This is a genomic window from Aestuariivirga sp. (assembly GCF_047600585.1).
Classification (GTDB): Bacteria; Pseudomonadota; Alphaproteobacteria; order Rhizobiales; family Aestuariivirgaceae; genus Aestuariivirga.
Window position 1 is genome coordinate 3,482,209 of the sequence record NZ_JASGKP010000001.1, and the last position, 13,619, is coordinate 3,495,827.

General features: G+C 63.9%; 15 protein-coding genes and 1 tRNA gene. 13 read left to right on the forward strand and 3 right to left on the reverse strand.

Annotation, left to right across the window (positions count from 1 at the left end):
* Nucleotides 1-193 precede the first annotated feature (193 nt).
* The 6 genes from QM801_RS17090 (at nucleotide 194) to QM801_RS17115 (ending at nucleotide 4,917) form a co-directional block, all read left to right on the forward strand.
* Nucleotides 194-616 carry a TIGR02300 family protein gene (locus tag QM801_RS17090; RefSeq protein ID WP_415020410.1) on the forward strand — a complete coding sequence of 141 codons (423 nt, stop codon included), beginning with the start codon at nucleotides 194-196 and terminating at the stop codon, nucleotides 614-616.
* 201 nt (nucleotides 617-817) lie between these two features.
* Nucleotides 818-893: transfer RNA gene (locus tag QM801_RS17095), tRNA-Ala, on the forward strand.
* Nucleotides 894-1,231: 338 nt separating this feature from the next.
* Nucleotides 1,232-3,016, forward strand: a complete 1,785-nt coding sequence (locus tag QM801_RS17100) for a putative bifunctional diguanylate cyclase/phosphodiesterase (protein WP_415020411.1) — start codon at nucleotides 1,232-1,234, stop codon at nucleotides 3,014-3,016.
* 108 nt (nucleotides 3,017-3,124) lie between these two features.
* Nucleotides 3,125-3,643 carry a L,D-transpeptidase family protein gene (locus QM801_RS17105; protein WP_415020412.1) on the forward strand — a complete coding sequence of 173 codons (519 nt, stop codon included), beginning with the start codon at nucleotides 3,125-3,127 and terminating at the stop codon, nucleotides 3,641-3,643.
* A gap of 130 nt (nucleotides 3,644-3,773) precedes the next feature.
* Entirely contained in the window at nucleotides 3,774-4,154 is a 381-nt protein-coding gene (locus QM801_RS17110; protein ID WP_415020413.1) for an MbcA/ParS/Xre antitoxin family protein, read from the forward strand.
* Nucleotides 4,114-4,917 (forward strand): RES family NAD+ phosphorylase, encoded by an 804-nt coding sequence (locus QM801_RS17115; protein WP_415020414.1) that lies wholly within the window; start codon nucleotides 4,114-4,116, stop codon nucleotides 4,915-4,917. The genes QM801_RS17110 and QM801_RS17115 overlap by 41 nt, the downstream gene beginning before the upstream one ends.
* Nucleotide 4,918: 1 nt before the next feature.
* Here QM801_RS17115 and QM801_RS17120 read toward each other — a convergent pair whose 3' ends face one another.
* Together QM801_RS17120 and QM801_RS17125 are read right to left on the reverse strand one after the other, a co-directional pair.
* Complete coding sequence (locus QM801_RS17120; protein WP_415020415.1) at nucleotides 4,919-5,818, reverse strand: polysaccharide deacetylase family protein; 900 nt, start codon at nucleotides 5,816-5,818, stop codon at nucleotides 4,919-4,921.
* Between the two features lie 19 nt (nucleotides 5,819-5,837).
* Nucleotides 5,838-6,737, reverse strand: coding sequence for a LysR family transcriptional regulator (locus QM801_RS17125; protein WP_415020416.1), 900 nt, complete (start codon nucleotides 6,735-6,737; stop codon nucleotides 5,838-5,840).
* Nucleotides 6,738-6,861: 124 nt separating this feature from the next.
* Between QM801_RS17125 and QM801_RS17130 the strand changes: the two genes are divergently transcribed.
* The 7 genes from QM801_RS17130 to speB are packed head-to-tail and all read left to right on the forward strand — an operon-like array spanning nucleotide 6,862 to nucleotide 12,650.
* The gene (locus QM801_RS17130; protein ID WP_415020417.1) at nucleotides 6,862-7,878 is read left to right on the forward strand and encodes an ABC transporter substrate-binding protein; all 1,017 of its coding nucleotides are present in this window, start codon (nucleotides 6,862-6,864) and stop codon (nucleotides 7,876-7,878) included.
* A 3-nt stretch (nucleotides 7,879-7,881) separates the two neighbouring features.
* On the forward strand, nucleotides 7,882-8,664 hold the full coding sequence (locus tag QM801_RS17135) for an ABC transporter permease (protein WP_415020418.1): 783 nt from the start codon (nucleotides 7,882-7,884) through the stop codon (nucleotides 8,662-8,664).
* Between the two features lie 10 nt (nucleotides 8,665-8,674).
* The gene (locus tag QM801_RS17140; RefSeq protein WP_415020419.1) at nucleotides 8,675-9,448 is read left to right on the forward strand and encodes an ABC transporter ATP-binding protein; all 774 of its coding nucleotides are present in this window, start codon (nucleotides 8,675-8,677) and stop codon (nucleotides 9,446-9,448) included.
* On the forward strand, nucleotides 9,445-10,200 hold the full coding sequence (locus QM801_RS17145; protein ID WP_415020420.1) for an SDR family NAD(P)-dependent oxidoreductase: 756 nt from the start codon (nucleotides 9,445-9,447) through the stop codon (nucleotides 10,198-10,200). The genes QM801_RS17140 and QM801_RS17145 overlap by 4 nt, the downstream gene beginning before the upstream one ends.
* Entirely contained in the window at nucleotides 10,194-10,901 is a 708-nt protein-coding gene (locus QM801_RS17150) for an SDR family NAD(P)-dependent oxidoreductase (RefSeq protein WP_415020421.1), read from the forward strand. The genes QM801_RS17145 and QM801_RS17150 overlap by 7 nt, the downstream gene beginning before the upstream one ends.
* 7 nt (nucleotides 10,902-10,908) lie before the next feature.
* Nucleotides 10,909-11,685, forward strand: a complete 777-nt coding sequence (locus QM801_RS17155) for a creatininase (RefSeq protein WP_415020422.1) — start codon at nucleotides 10,909-10,911, stop codon at nucleotides 11,683-11,685.
* Entirely contained in the window at nucleotides 11,682-12,650 is a 969-nt protein-coding gene (gene speB, locus QM801_RS17160; protein WP_415020423.1) for an agmatinase, read from the forward strand. The genes QM801_RS17155 and speB overlap by 4 nt, the downstream gene beginning before the upstream one ends.
* Here speB and QM801_RS17165 read toward each other — a convergent pair whose 3' ends face one another.
* Entirely contained in the window at nucleotides 12,651-13,574 is a 924-nt protein-coding gene (locus tag QM801_RS17165; RefSeq protein ID WP_415020424.1) for a LysR family transcriptional regulator, read from the reverse strand.
* Between the last annotated feature and the right edge of the window lie 45 nt (nucleotides 13,575-13,619).

Consider the following 13,619-nt stretch of genomic DNA (forward strand, 5'->3'; position numbering starts at 1 on the left):
CCTGCTGTCACGCAGGCAACCGGGCAGGGCGGTCCTGCGCCGCCGGGGTGCCGGAAACCCCGTGTTTCCCCCGGGGAGTTCCCGCGATTCCCCCATGAATTCCCGGCGGAACGGGGCTTTTGACAATTGCGCCAGCCCATGGCATGAGGCGCGCCAATTTCCCTCACACATTGTTTCTGAAGAGGACACTTAAGTGGTCAACGCCGAACTTGGCACCAAGCGCACTTGCCCTTCCTGCGCTGCCCGTTTCTACGATTTGCTGAAGGAGCCGATCACCTGCCCGAAGTGCGGCACCTCCTTCATCGCCCAGGCGATCCTGCCCTCCAAGGGTGATTTCCCGGGTGCTGCGCCTGCTCCTGTCGCCAAGCCGCGCGAGAAGGAGGAGACGGAGGATCAGGATACGGGTGACGTCGAGCTGGTCAGCCTCGAGGAGGTCGAGGAGGACAGCAAGGACGACGACGAGACCGCCGGCATCGAGGACGTGGATCTCGGTGAAGAGGGCGGCGACGACGAAGCCGAAGAGGACGATACCTTCCTGGTCGAAGAAGAAGAGGAAGGCGGCAACATGGACGGCCTCATCGAAGGCGGCGGCAAGGAAGACGAAGACGAGACGTAAACCGTGTTCTGCGGTGCGGGCCCCGGGGCATTGCAGCCGGGGCACCCGCACCGAAAGTTTTGCTTGATCAACGGGCGAAGGCCAACTATGGCAAGGCCCGCAACGGCAGCCGGGGTTTCCCCGGAGGCCGACAGGCAGCGGCGGCGGGGTCCCATTCCCAGCCTTTCATGCCGGACTGCTTTTTCTGGATGGACCGGTAACGGGGTCATAGCTCAGTTGGGAGAGCGCTTGCATGGCATGCAAGAGGTCGGCGGTTCGATTCCGCCTGGCTCCACCATCCACCTCCCTCATCTCCATAGGCCGGACAAGCGCGCCACGCGCGGAGATTCCTCCGTACACGCACGATCAACTCCCGCGGGCAATTTTACGAAGTTCAATCACGTAAGTCTGGTGGCGTTTTCTCCCCTTCGTCACATTGAATGAAACAGCGGCCACGAGGTCGATGTTAAGCCGGCCGAAAGGACAGCCGTGGAAGAATGCCCGGCACGGAATTCGAGCTGAGCATATGAATATTGCGGGTAACACCGCTTCCGAAGGGATGACCGGGACATGAAAGGTCTTCCGCCTTCGAAAGCTGGCGATGGAGTTGGCGGCCGGGCGCCTTCGGACGCATTGATGCCGCACGCCCGCGCGAGCGCGGCCGGCCCAGGCACGCCAGAGCGCGAGTCCTCACATTCGCAGGCTGTCGAAGAATATCTGAGCCTGTTCGAAAACGCCGTCTGCGGCATCTATCGCGACCGTCTGGATGGCACGCCCGTCCGCGCCAATCCCGCCCTCTACACCTTCAACGGCTACAACAGTGAAGAGGAGCACCTCGCAGCGGTCACGCGCCATGGCGGCAGCTGGTATGTGGACCCGGACCGCCCTCGCTACTTCCAGCATCTCATGGATACGCAGGGTTTCGTCCGCGACCTTGTTTCCGAAGTCTATCGCCACCGCACCCGCGAGCGGGCGTGGATCACGGAGAATGCCTGGTACGTGCGCGACAAGGACGGGCGGCCCCTGTTCATCGAAGGCACGATCCAGGACGCCACGGAACGCGTGGTGGCGATGGCGGAGATCGAACGCCACGCCAATACAGATGCACTGACGGGCGCTGCCAGCCGCCTCATGTTCATGAAGACCTTGGACGATGTCGTCACGCACACCTCCACGCGAACGGCCCTCCTCACCATCGACCTCGACAGGTTCAAGGAGGTCAACGACCTGATGGGCCACAGCGCCGGCGACATCGTGCTGCGGACGGCGGCCGAGCGGCTGAAGACGGCGACACGCAAGTACAATGCCACCGTGGCGCGCCTCGGCGGTGACGAATTTGCCGTCCTCCTGCCGGAGCTTCCGCCCGACCTCGATATTGCGCGGATCGCTGCTTGCGTGGTCGAGGCCATGCGCCAGCCCATCGACATCGAAGGTCACCCCATGGTGATCGGTGCAAGTGTCGGCGCCGCGCTCTGCCCGGAGCATACGCTTGACGCCAAGGAACTCCTCACGCTTGCGGACCTCGCTCTCTACGAGGTCAAGAAGAGCGGCAAGAACGACTTCTGCGTCTTCAACGCCTTCATGCGGGCCGGCCACCAGCGCCGCAAGGATCTCGAAGCGGAGCTGAATGCCGCGATTGCCTCGGATGCGCTTGAGCTTTTCTATCAGCCGATCCTCGCCCTGAAATCTCGCCGGATCGTGGGCTACGAGGCGCTGATGCGCTGGAACCACCCGCGGCGCGGACTGTTGCCGCCCAGCGAATTCATTCCGATGGCCGAAGATGCAGGCCTGATGGTGGCCCTGGGCGAATGGGCGATCGGGCGGGCCTGCCGCCAGGCCGCCGCCCTGCCCGATGACGTGCGGGTCTCCGTCAATATTTCTCCCACGCAGCTCCGCTCCGCCGGCATCGTGCAATCGGTCAAAAAGGCCCTGGCGGAGACGTCGCTCGCGCCCCATCGCCTCGTCCTCGAGATCACCGAGACGGCGATCCTGAGCAGCGAGGCCATCGCCTCGCGGGTCATCACCGAACTGCAGGGGCTGGGCGTGACCTTCGCGCTTGATGATTTCGGCACCGGCTACAGCTCGCTGAGCTACCTCCAGCGCTATGCCTTCGCCGAGATCAAGATCGACAGCTCATTCGTCTCCGGCATCGGCACGAAGCCGGTCAATCTCGCCATCATCCGCGGCATCATCGGCATCGCCCGTGACATCGGCATCGACGTCGTCGCCGAAGGCATCGAGACCGAAGCCCAGGCCGCGACGCTGCTCGCCGAAGGCTGCGGCTACGTCCAGGGCTATCTCTTCTCCAAGCCGAAGCCCTTCGCCGACATCATCGCCGACCTTGCGGTGGAAAGACTCGCCGGTGCGCACCCGGTTGACGAACGTGCGGCCCCGCGCGCGCCTCTATCTGCCAAGGGCTGAGACGCGGCTCTCTCCATCGACCGGGTTCTCTTTGCCGATTGAAGATGGCCGTGCGATGCTGCGGGTGCTTCGGTTGCTGCAACAGGCAGTGATTGCGCAGGAGACGGGATGAACATCATTGTCCTGAAGCAGGGAGACGGGTGGCAGGCGGCGCTGGGTGAAATGCGCTGGCGCTGTTCCGTGGGCCGGAGCGGTGTCGTTTCTGCCGCAGAGAAGCGCGAGGGCGATGGTGCGAGCCCGGAAGGCTGCTGGCCGCTTCGCAAGGTCTATTATCGTGCCGACCGGGTGGCGCCGCCGTCACCGCATTTTTCCTGCATCCCGATCGAAAGGCACGATGGCTGGTGCGACGATGCCGCTCACCCGCTTTACAACCAGCAGGTTCGCCTCCCCTTCGCGGCAAGCCACGAGGAGCTGTGGCGCGACGACCATGTCTACGACGTGATCGGGGTTCTCGGGTACAACGACGATCCCGTGGCGCCGGGGAAGGGCAGCGCCATCTTCCTGCACATTGCCAAGCCGGACTATGGCCCGACGGCGGGCTGTGCGGCCCTCGCCCTGGGCGATCTGTTGCAGCTTCTGGCCCATGCGCGGCCCGGCACCAGCCTGTGCTTCCGCCGAGAGCGCTGATTTTTTAATAATAGTCCCGATTTTTCAAGGCTTTGTGCGTCCAAATCCCGCACTGGCGCGGATTTGGATCGATCCATTTCTTGCTTTCTGTGGAAAGATCATCATATATTGCTTTCCAAGGATCGAGACCATGTTCAACCATCCCACCCCGTCCAGCCTCCCCGAAAAGGGCCCCGTCGTCACCAAGGCGGTGGTGCGGGCCGGCGAACAGCTTCAGCTCTCGGCCCGGATACTCGCTGGCGTTATTGGTGTCAGCGAGGCGACCCTGTCGCGCATGAAGCGGGGGGACTTCCAGCTTCAGCCCGGAACCAAGCCCTTCGAGCTCGCCCTCCTGTTCGTCCGCCTCTACCGCTCTCTTGATGCCATCGTGGGCGGCGAAGATCAGGTGGCGGCCAGCTGGCTCAGCCATTCCAACACGGCGCTCAACGGCAAACCCCTGGACAAGATTCAAAGCGTGAGCGGGCTCATCGATGTCATCGCCTACCTGGACGCCCGGCGGGCTCTCGTCTGAGCTTCACCCCTATGCCGGCCCATGCTGGCGCATCGTGGAAGCGCAGCACCGCTATTCGACGCTGAAGCTTACCGACAGCCTTGCTGAGCAGGCGCTGCTGGAGGAGCTGATCGAGGAGTCGAAGCCCTCCATTCCGGCGGAGTGCAGCCACCTGCATTTCCTGCTTTCAACACCCTTCCGCTATGGTGCGGCCTATCCCCGAGGGTCGCGCTTCCGGCGCGCCGGGCATACGCCAGGCGTCTTCTATGCGGCAGAACAGGTGACCACGGCGGTCGCGGAAATGGCGTTCTACCGCCTGCTCTTCTTCGCGGAGTCACCCGAAACACCATGGCCTTCCAATGCGGCGGAGTATACGGCCTTCTCCGCAGCCCTCGACAGCAAGGCGGGGCTTGATCTCACCCTCGAACCGCTCTCACGCGACGCGGCGTTCTGGCTTCAGCATCAGGACTACAGTCATTGCCAGACGCTCGCCGATGCCGCGCGTGCGGCAGGCAGCGAGGTGATCCGCTATCAGTCGGTGCGCGATCCGCAGAAGGGCTGCAATGTGGCCGTCCTCTCCTGTGCTGCCTTCGCCAAGCGCGACCCCGTCAACACCCAGACCTGGCGGGTTCACCTCAGCGACAACGGCGTGCAGGCGCTCTGCGAATTTCCATCGCAGTCGGTGGAATTCGGGCGCAACACCTTTGCAGATGATCCACGCCTTGCCGGGATGACGTGGGAGCGGGGCACGCGTTTCACGCGGCCGCGCGGCACGCGCAGATGAGTCACGTCCGCTTCGGGTTCACCTCGCCGGGGTAGTAGGGCAGATGGTCGATGCGCGGGGTGTAGGTGCCCGCCTTGCGGCAAGACTGGATATGGAGCGCGATCTCTTCCAGCGTGGCGAACCAGACTTCACCTGTGCCCAGCATGTGCTCGATCATCTTCTCGACCCGGAGCCAGCGCGACAGGCGGCCGCTCACGAAGGGATGCCAGATGCCGATCCACAAGCCGCCACCCGCCTGCCGCATGGCTTCGAACTCGGCCATGAAACCTTCCATGGCGCGCTCCGGCGAGACGATCTGCATGACATAATTGAGATCGATGGAATGCACATAGGGCGGCCAGTCGTCGGTGGCCCAGTTGGCCGGAAGCTCCACCACCTCACCCTTCTTGGTTTGCAGGATGTAGGGCACGTCGTCGCCCATAAGGGACGAATCATAGAGAAAGCCCTCTTCCACCAGAAGGTCGGCGGTGTTCTCCGAGAAGTTATAGAGCGGCGAGCGGTTGCCGCGCGGGCGCTGACCGGTGTGCTTCACGATCGCCGCGATGGAGCGCTGCATCCAGTATTGTTCATCGCTCCGCGACAGGGAATTGGGCGCCTCGTGGATGTAGCCGTGGAAGCCCACCTCATGGCCATCGCGCACCATCGCTTCGACCGCGCGCGGATATTGCTCGATGCACCAGGCCGGCACGAAGAAGGTCTGCTTCAGGCCGTAACGGCGGTAGCTCTTGAGAATGCGAGGCACGCCCACCTCGGGCCCGTACTTCAGCATCGAGATGGTCGAGACCCGCTTGTAGGAATCCTTCGGGTGCTCGAGATGGACAAGGCTGTCGGCATCCATGTCGAAGGTGATGGCGCAGGCCACTTTCGCTCCGTTGGGCCAGGGCACGGGATTCTTGATCATGGTCTTGTCCTTTGGAGACTCATTGCAATGCGGATTTCGGCAGACATTCGAGGAAGGCCCTGATGACGGGACGTTCGGCGTCGCTCTTGCGGAAGGCGATGTTGTGGAGCGAGCGGAAGGTATAGGTGCGGGGCTTGATCGCCCGCATCATGCCGTCCTTCACCCAGCGGTCGGCATAGTGATCGGGCAGGAAGCCGATGAAGTGGCCGGAGAGGATCATCATGAGCTGCGCCTCCATCTGCATGATGGAGGCTGCGGCGCGCGGATGGCCGACACGGAAGAGATCATCGAACTGGCGGTAGCCGCGCACCGAGAAGCGGGTGGCGTCGATCACCTCCTGGGTGATGGTGGCGTCGCGGCGGGTGAAGAGCGGATGGCCCTTGCCGCAATAGAGATAGTGCGGTTCGTTGTAATAGGGACGGTAGACGATGCCGTCGATCTTCTGGGTCAGGGGACCGAGCACGATGTCCCGGTCGCCGTCAGCGAGGCGCTGTTCGAGTTCGGAAGGCGTGCCGAGAACAAGGTCCACGAAGATATCAAAGTCGGGCTTCATGAGGCGCGCAATGATTTTCCGCATGCCGAGGTGGGGACTGGTGAAGACGCCTTCCGGCGCGCCAACCTTCAGCCGCCCGGTGATGCCGCGGCTCACGGCGGAAATGCGGCTCTGGAAATCGTCGATGTCGGCGAAGAGCTTGCGGGCCGCGTCATAGGTCGCCTGGCCCACGTCGGTGAGGCGGAACTTGTGCCGCCCGCGCAGGCAAAGCTTGGCGCCCACACGCTTTTCCAGCTCGGCGAGATGGGTGCTGAGGGTCGACTGCGAGAGGTTGAGGGTGATCTGCGCCTCGGAAAAGCCGTTGGCATCCACCAGCACCACGAAGACGCGCAGCAGCCGGAGATCGATGTTGTCGAGGCGGCGCATGGCGGGGACCCCCGGTTCCTACATTGACGGATTTCAATGTAACAATCCAAAAAAGCAGATGGAAGTGAATGTAAAAACGTTCCACTCTTCCGTCAAAGAAGAAAACACACCCCCGGAGGACCTCATGACGACGCGCAAAACCCCGACTTTTCCGACTGTTGTGAAGGGGGCTGCGGCCCTGTTGCTGGCGGCAACCGCCTGGGCGGGACCTGCGTCATCGGCCGAGACCATCCGCATGCTCGCGCCCACATGGCTCGGCTTTGCCCCTGTGCATGTCGCCAATGACCTCGGCTGCTTCAAGGAGGAAGGCCTCGAAGTGGACTACAAGTTCGAGGACGACCGCACCAATGTTCTGGCGGCTTACGCCCGTGGCGACATCGAAGTCGACATGCGCACGGTGGGTGAACACCAGGGCCGCCCGCGCGACGCCAACACGCCCGGCGTGATCATCGGCACCATCGATGAATCGGTGGGTGGCGACGGTGTCATTGCCGATGAGGCCATCAAGTCGGTTGCCGACCTCAAGGGCAAGACCGTGGCTGCCGAGCCCAACATCCCGGCCCGCCTGCTGCTGCAGCTTGAACTCAAGAAGCAGGGGCTGAAGCTCTCCGACCTGCAGGTGAAGGATATCGCGACAGCCGATACGGGCGCCGTCTTCGCCGATACCTCGATTGCCGCGGTTGCCACCTATGAGCCGTTCATGACGCAGGCGGTGAAGAGCTCCACCCGCCCCGGCGCCAAGGTGCTGCTCTCCTCCAAGGACTATCCCGGCATCATCATCGACGTGATCACCGCCCGCAAGGACGACCTCGCCGCGAACCCGAAGAAGTACGCGAGCTTCCTCAAGTGCATCTACAAGGCGGTCGACTACAGCAAGGCCGAGCCCGACAAGTATGCCGAGATGGCGGCGGGCCACTTCGGCCTGACGGCGCAGGACGTGAAGGACACGCTGGCGACGAGCCTCGCCTATACCTCGCTCAGCGATGCGCAGGCCTATCTCGGCAAGGCGGGCGCGCGCGGCAAGCTGCATGACATCTTCGACGAGGTGATGCAGCTCAACCTCGACAACGGTGCTGCCGACAACAAGCTCGATTCCAACCAGCAGATCGACAACTCGGTCATCAACACCGTCACGCCTTAAGCCATGTGGGCTGACCTGCTGGCATTCCGGGGGAAGAGTTCCGCCAAGGCGGACCTTCTCCTCGGCGGCGCGATGGCGGCAGGCCTCCTGCTGCTCTGGGAACTCGTGGCGCGGGCCGGTCTTGTCGCGCCGCAATTCCTGCCGGCGCCGAGCGCCGTCATCTCTGCCATGTGGACGATGTCGACGCAGCAGTCGCTGCTCTGGCACGCCATGGTCTCTACCTTCCGCGTGCTGCTGGCCTTCGCCATTGCCGCAGCCATGGCCATTCCCATCGGCATCCTGATGAGCAGCTACCGGGTGGTGGGGGCCTCGCTCGAACCCACCATCGACTTCATCCGCTACCTGCCCGTGCCGGCGCTTGTGCCGCTCTCCATCATCTGGTTCGGCGTCGGCGAAACAACCAAGATCTTCCTGCTCTGGCTCGGCACTTTCTTCCAGCTCGTCCTGCTGGTGGCGGACGACATGCGCCGCGTTCCCCATGAATATGTCGAGGTGGCCTTCACGCTGGGCGCAAAGCCCCGCAATGTGCTCACCGACGTGGCGTTGCGCGCCATGGGCCCCACCCTTGTCGACAATCTCCGCATCACCCTGGGCTGGTGCTGGACCTACCTCGTGCTCGCCGAAATCGTCGCGGCGGATTCAGGCCTCGGCTTCGTTATCTGGTCGGCGCGCCGCTATGTGAAGACGCCGGAGGTGATGGCGGGTGTCGTGGTGATCGGCATCATCGGCCTCGTCACCGACCAGTTGCTCCGCATGCTCCACCGCCGCATGTTCAAGTATCTCTGAGGCGGACCGGATGGCGCAGCCCTATCTCAGCCTCGAGACCATCACCAAGCAGTTCGGTGGCGTTCCCGTCGTCTCGGAGACGAACCTTGCGATCGAGCGCAATTCCCTCGTCGTCTTCCTCGGGCCCTCGGGCTGCGGCAAGACCACGCTGATGCGCATGGTGGGCGGGCTTGATCTGCCCACCGCCGGCACCATCCGCCTCGGTGGTGAACCCGTATCGGGGCCTGACCGCCGCCGCGGCATGGTGTTCCAGTCCTACTCGTCGTTTCCGTGGCTGACGGTCGAGGGCAACATCGCCTTCGGCATGCACTACCGGGATGATCTCACCGCCGCCCAGAAGGCCGAGCGCGTGAAGCACTATCTTCGCCTCATCCGGCTTGAGGATTTTGCCAAGTCCTATCCCAACCGCATTTCGGGCGGCATGCGCCAGCGCGTGGCGATTGCCCGCAGCCTTGCCGCAGGCCCCGATGTGCTGCTGATGGACGAACCCTTCGGCGCGCTCGATGCCCTCACCCGCGAGCGGTTGCAGGTGGAACTCCGCCAGATCCAGAAGGAAGAGGCGAAGACGATCATCTTCGTCACCCATGACGTGGAGGAAGCTGTCTTCCTTGCCGACCGCATCATTCTCTTTTCGGCACGGCCCGCCCGCATCCTGCACGACATCGATGTCGCGGCCATCCTCGGCAGTGAACGCACGCTGGAGGCGCGGGAAACGCAGGCCTTCTTCAATTTGCGCAACGACGTGCTGCACAAGATCCGCACGGAAACGGAGCTTCACCTGTGATCTCTTCCATCAAGGGAAAGAGCGTCGTCATCACCGGCGCCAGCCGCGGCATTGGGCTTGGCATTGCCCAGGCCTTTGCCGGGGCCGGCGCACAGCTTCATCTCATTGCCAATGACGAGGCGGTGACCGCCCGCGCCCAGGGACTGGGGGGAACCGGAGCCGTCTGCGATATCGTCGACAAGGCACAGGTTGTGGCTGCCCTGGCCGGCATTGCCCACATCGACGTGCTGATCAACAACGCAGGGCTTGAGCTCTTTACACCCGTGACCGACGACGGCGACGAGACCACCGCCAACTTCCGCCGCATCATCGAGATCAACATCATCGGCACCTCGCTGGTCACCACCCAGGCGCTGAAGGTGATGAGTGCAGGTGGCGCCATCATCAACACCGCGTCGATCTGGAGCCGCTCGGCGGAGGCGGGCTTCGGTGCCTATGTGGCGTCGAAGCATGCCGTCATCGGCCTCACCAAGACCTGGGCCAAGGAACTCGGACCTCGCGGCATCCGCGTCAATGCGGTGTGCCCCGGCTGGGTGCGGACGGAAGCGTCCATGCGGTCATTGAAACGCATGTCCAACGATCAGGATGTTCCGGAAGACGTGCTGCTCGACCGCATTGTCGGCGCCCAGGCCCTGCCCGGGCTGATGGAGCCGCCTGACGTGGCGGGTGCCTATCTCTTCCTTGCCTCCGATCTGGCGCGGAACATGACAGGACAATCGATCGGTGTGGACCGCGGAGAAGTGCCATGGTGAAGACGCTTGCCGGCAAGAAAGCCATCGTCACGGGCGCAGCGAGCGGCATCGGCCGCGCCAGCGCGCTCGCGCTCAAGGATGCAGGGGCGGACGTCGTAGGCCTCGATCTTGCGGCCTCGGCGAAGGAGTTCCCCATCCTCGCCTGCGACGTCACCCGCGAGACGGATGTGGTGAAGGCCGTTGCAGCGGCGGTGGAGCGGCTGGGCGGTTGCGACATCCTCCTCAACAATGCCGGTATCCTGCAGGAGGTGCCGCTGTCCAAGGTCACGTCCGACCACATCGACAGGATGCTGGCGGTGAACATCAAGGGCTTCATCCTCGTCGCCCGCGAGGTGCTGCCGCATCTGCCCGAGGGCGGGCGCATCATCAGTATCGCCTCGGAGCTTGCCTATCTCGGGCGGCAGGGTGCCTCCGTCTATTGCGCAACGAAGGCCGCCGTTCTTGGTCTCACGCGGGCCTGGGCGCGGGAACTGTCGCCACGCATTCTCGTCAATGCAGTGGCGCCGGGACCGACCGACACGCCACTTCTCGCCTATGACAGCATGACGGCAGAGCAGAAGGCGCTCGAGAACAACAATCCCATGGGCCGCATCGGAAAGCCCGAGGAAGTGGCAGCCGCCGTTGTCTTCCTGGCCGGCCCCACCGCCACCTTCTTCACCGGCCAATGCCTGGGCGCCAATGGCGGCGCGGCGATGACGTGAGGCCAGAATGAGTGAGTCCGTCTTCTATGCCGAACTTCCGTGGCCCGTGGCCGAGGCCCGCGTGCGCGACGGTGCTCCCGTTTTCCTGCCGCTGGGGGCAACCGAACAGCACGGCCGCCACATGGCGCTCAACACCGATGTGGTGCTGCCCACCTCCATGGCGGTCCGGGCAGCGAAGCGGGTGGGCGGGCTCGTGCTTCCCGCACTTGCCTATGGCAACCGTTCGCAGCCCCGCACCGGTGGCGGGCCTGCCTTTCCGGGTACCCTCAACATCACCGCCAATACCTTCTCGCTCCTCGTGCGCGACATTCTCTGCGATCTCTACCGGCAGAAAGTCCGCCGCATCGTCACGGTGAATGGCCACTACGAGAATGTCTGGCCCACCATCGAGGGGATCGAACTGGCGCTCGATGCCATCGGCCGTGACCGCTGCGGCGACCTCAGGATCATCCGCATCGATCACTGGGAGATGATCCGGCCCGCGACCCTCGCCCGCGTCTTCCCCAACGGCTACCCCGGCATCGAACTTGAACATGCAAGCGTCCTCGAGACTTCGATGATGCTGGCGCTCCGCCCTGAACTCGTCGATCTCTCCCAGGCGCTGCACGACGGCCCCGCGTCCTTCCTGCCCTATGACCGCTATCCGAAGCCGCCCGCAGAGGTGCCGGCGTCGGGCGTTCTCTCGCTCACCGAGGGCTCTTCCGCCGAGAAAGGCGAATGGCTGCTCAAGGACTGCGAGGACGGCATCGTTGACATCGTGAACCGTGAGTTTTTCGCACAATGACCAAGACCTTCCACCAGCCCGTTGATGCGGCTGAAGTGCCGCGCTTTGCCGGGCAGGCCACCTTCATGCGCCTTCCCCCCGTCACCTCGGCGGAGGGGCTCGATATCGCCCTCGTCGGCATTCCGTGGGATGGCGGCACCACGAACCGCGCCGGCGCCCGCCACGGCCCCCGTGAAGTGCGCAGCATGACGAGCCTGATGCGCCGCGCCCATCATGTTTCGGGTGTCGTTCCCTTCGATGCCGCCAACATCGCCGATGTGGGCGATCTCTCGGTCAACCCCATCAATCTGCTGAACGGTCTCCAGCGCATCGAGACCGGCATGGCCAAGATCGTGGCCGCCGGCGCACTGCCGCTCTCCGTCGGTGGCGATCACCTCACCACGCTTCCGGTCCTGCGCGCGCTGCGGAAGTCTCAAGCCGGCCCCATCGGCATGATTCACTTCGATGCCCATTCCGACACCAACGACACCTATTTCGGCGACAACCCCTACACCCACGGCACGCCCTTCCGCCGCGCCATCGAGGAAGGTGTTCTCGATCCCAAGCGCGTGGTGCAGATCGGCATCCGCGGCTCGGTCTATGATCCGGGCGAACACGACTGGGCCCGCGCCCAGGGCATCCGCATCATCTACATGGAAGAGTTCGTGCGCCGCGGTGCCGCAAGCGTGATGGAAGAGGCGCGCCGCATTGCCGGCACCGGGCCCACCTATGTCACCTTCGACATCGACAGCATCGACCCCTCCATGGCGCCGGGCACGGGCACGCCCGAGATCGGCGGCTTCACTACGCGCGAGGCGCAGGAGATGGTGCGGCTTCTGCCGGGGGTGAACATCATCGGTGCGGATGTGGTGGAAGTGGCGCCGCCCTTCGATGTCGGCAACATGACGGCGCTTGCAGGCGCCACCATCATGTTCGAACTCCTCTGCGTGATGGCCGACATGATCGGCAAGCGGCGGAAGAGCTGATCAGGCCTTCGGCTCCGCCACCGTCATTGCACCCACAAGGCATTCCGCCAGCACCATCGCCGCGCGGTTCCGCTCATCGCGGCGATGAGCAAGGAAGAAGCTGTCGAAGTGTGTCGCTTCCTCCGGCAGCAGCGTCTTCATCTCGCCCTGCTGCACGAAGGCGCGGGCGAAGTGTTCCGGCAGGTAGCCGAGGAAGCGTCCCGACTTGATGAGGATGGCGAGGGCTTCCATGTGCGAGGTCATGGCCCGCCAGTCGAAGGCCTGATCGCGGAGGTGACTGCCCGACTGCATGTAGGTGCGGCCTGCATAGGGATAGGAGCGCAACTGCTCCATGGTGACATGATCCGCATCGAACAGCGGATGGCCGCGGCCGCAGTAGAGCCGCTGCTCCTCCCGGAAGAGGGCGCGCGCGATGACGGACGGGTGCACTGCTTCAATGGGCGTGATGATGAGGGAGTGGCGCCCGTCAAGCAGGCGCTGCATCAGGTCCTGCGGCGAGGCGATCTCCACATGCAGCATCACCTTGGGCGCCACGCTGCTGAACTGGGCGATGGCCCGGTCGAGCGACGCCTCCACATTGGTGTGCATGGCATCGACCGTGCCCAAGTGCACCGTGCCCGACAGCTCGCCCCGCACCGAGCCCACGGTGCCGGCGAAATGTTCGACCGAGCGCAGCAGGTTTTCGGCGGCCTCGTGAATGCGGGCGCCATCGGGCGTGAGCGAGAAGCCCTTCCGGCCCCGCTCGCAGAGACGGACGCCGAAGCGCGCCTCGAGGTGATTGATGTGATTGCTGATCGTCCCCGCCGAGAGGCCCAGGGCATCCTGGGCGGCGGCAAAGCCCTCGTGCCGGACCACCGCCTGGAACACCCTCAGAAGGCGGAGGTCGGTTGGTGAAAAATTGAACTGCCAGCTCTTCGGGCGCATACAATGAGAAATATCATAGTGTCGCATGAAACAAAGAGATTTTAT

Excerpts from the sequence above, each read along its gene's own strand:
- QM801_RS17125 (WP_415020416.1), bottom strand. The coding sequence starts at position 6,737 with ATGCGCCGCCTCGACAACATCGATCTCCGGCTGCTGCGCGTCTTCGTG.
- QM801_RS17140 (WP_415020419.1), top strand. The coding sequence starts at position 8,675 with ATGGCGCAGCCCTATCTCAGCCTCGAGACCATCACCAAGCAGTTCGGT.
- QM801_RS17105 (WP_415020412.1), top strand. The coding sequence starts at position 3,125 with ATGAACATCATTGTCCTGAAGCAGGGAGACGGGTGGCAGGCGGCGCTG.
- QM801_RS17130 (WP_415020417.1), top strand. The coding sequence starts at position 6,862 with ATGACGACGCGCAAAACCCCGACTTTTCCGACTGTTGTGAAGGGGGCT.
- QM801_RS17110 (WP_415020413.1), top strand. The coding sequence starts at position 3,774 with ATGTTCAACCATCCCACCCCGTCCAGCCTCCCCGAAAAGGGCCCCGTC.
- QM801_RS17135 (WP_415020418.1), top strand. The coding sequence starts at position 7,882 with ATGTGGGCTGACCTGCTGGCATTCCGGGGGAAGAGTTCCGCCAAGGCG.
- QM801_RS17150 (WP_415020421.1), top strand. The coding sequence starts at position 10,194 with ATGGTGAAGACGCTTGCCGGCAAGAAAGCCATCGTCACGGGCGCAGCG.
- speB (WP_415020423.1), top strand. The coding sequence starts at position 11,682 with ATGACCAAGACCTTCCACCAGCCCGTTGATGCGGCTGAAGTGCCGCGC.
- QM801_RS17165 (WP_415020424.1), bottom strand. The coding sequence starts at position 13,574 with ATGCGCCCGAAGAGCTGGCAGTTCAATTTTTCACCAACCGACCTCCGC.
- QM801_RS17115 (WP_415020414.1), top strand. The coding sequence starts at position 4,114 with ATGTCATCGCCTACCTGGACGCCCGGCGGGCTCTCGTCTGAGCTTCAC.
- QM801_RS17120 (WP_415020415.1), bottom strand. The coding sequence starts at position 5,818 with ATGATCAAGAATCCCGTGCCCTGGCCCAACGGAGCGAAAGTGGCCTGC.
- QM801_RS17100 (WP_415020411.1), top strand. The coding sequence starts at position 1,232 with ATGCCGCACGCCCGCGCGAGCGCGGCCGGCCCAGGCACGCCAGAGCGC.
- QM801_RS17155 (WP_415020422.1), top strand. The coding sequence starts at position 10,909 with ATGAGTGAGTCCGTCTTCTATGCCGAACTTCCGTGGCCCGTGGCCGAG.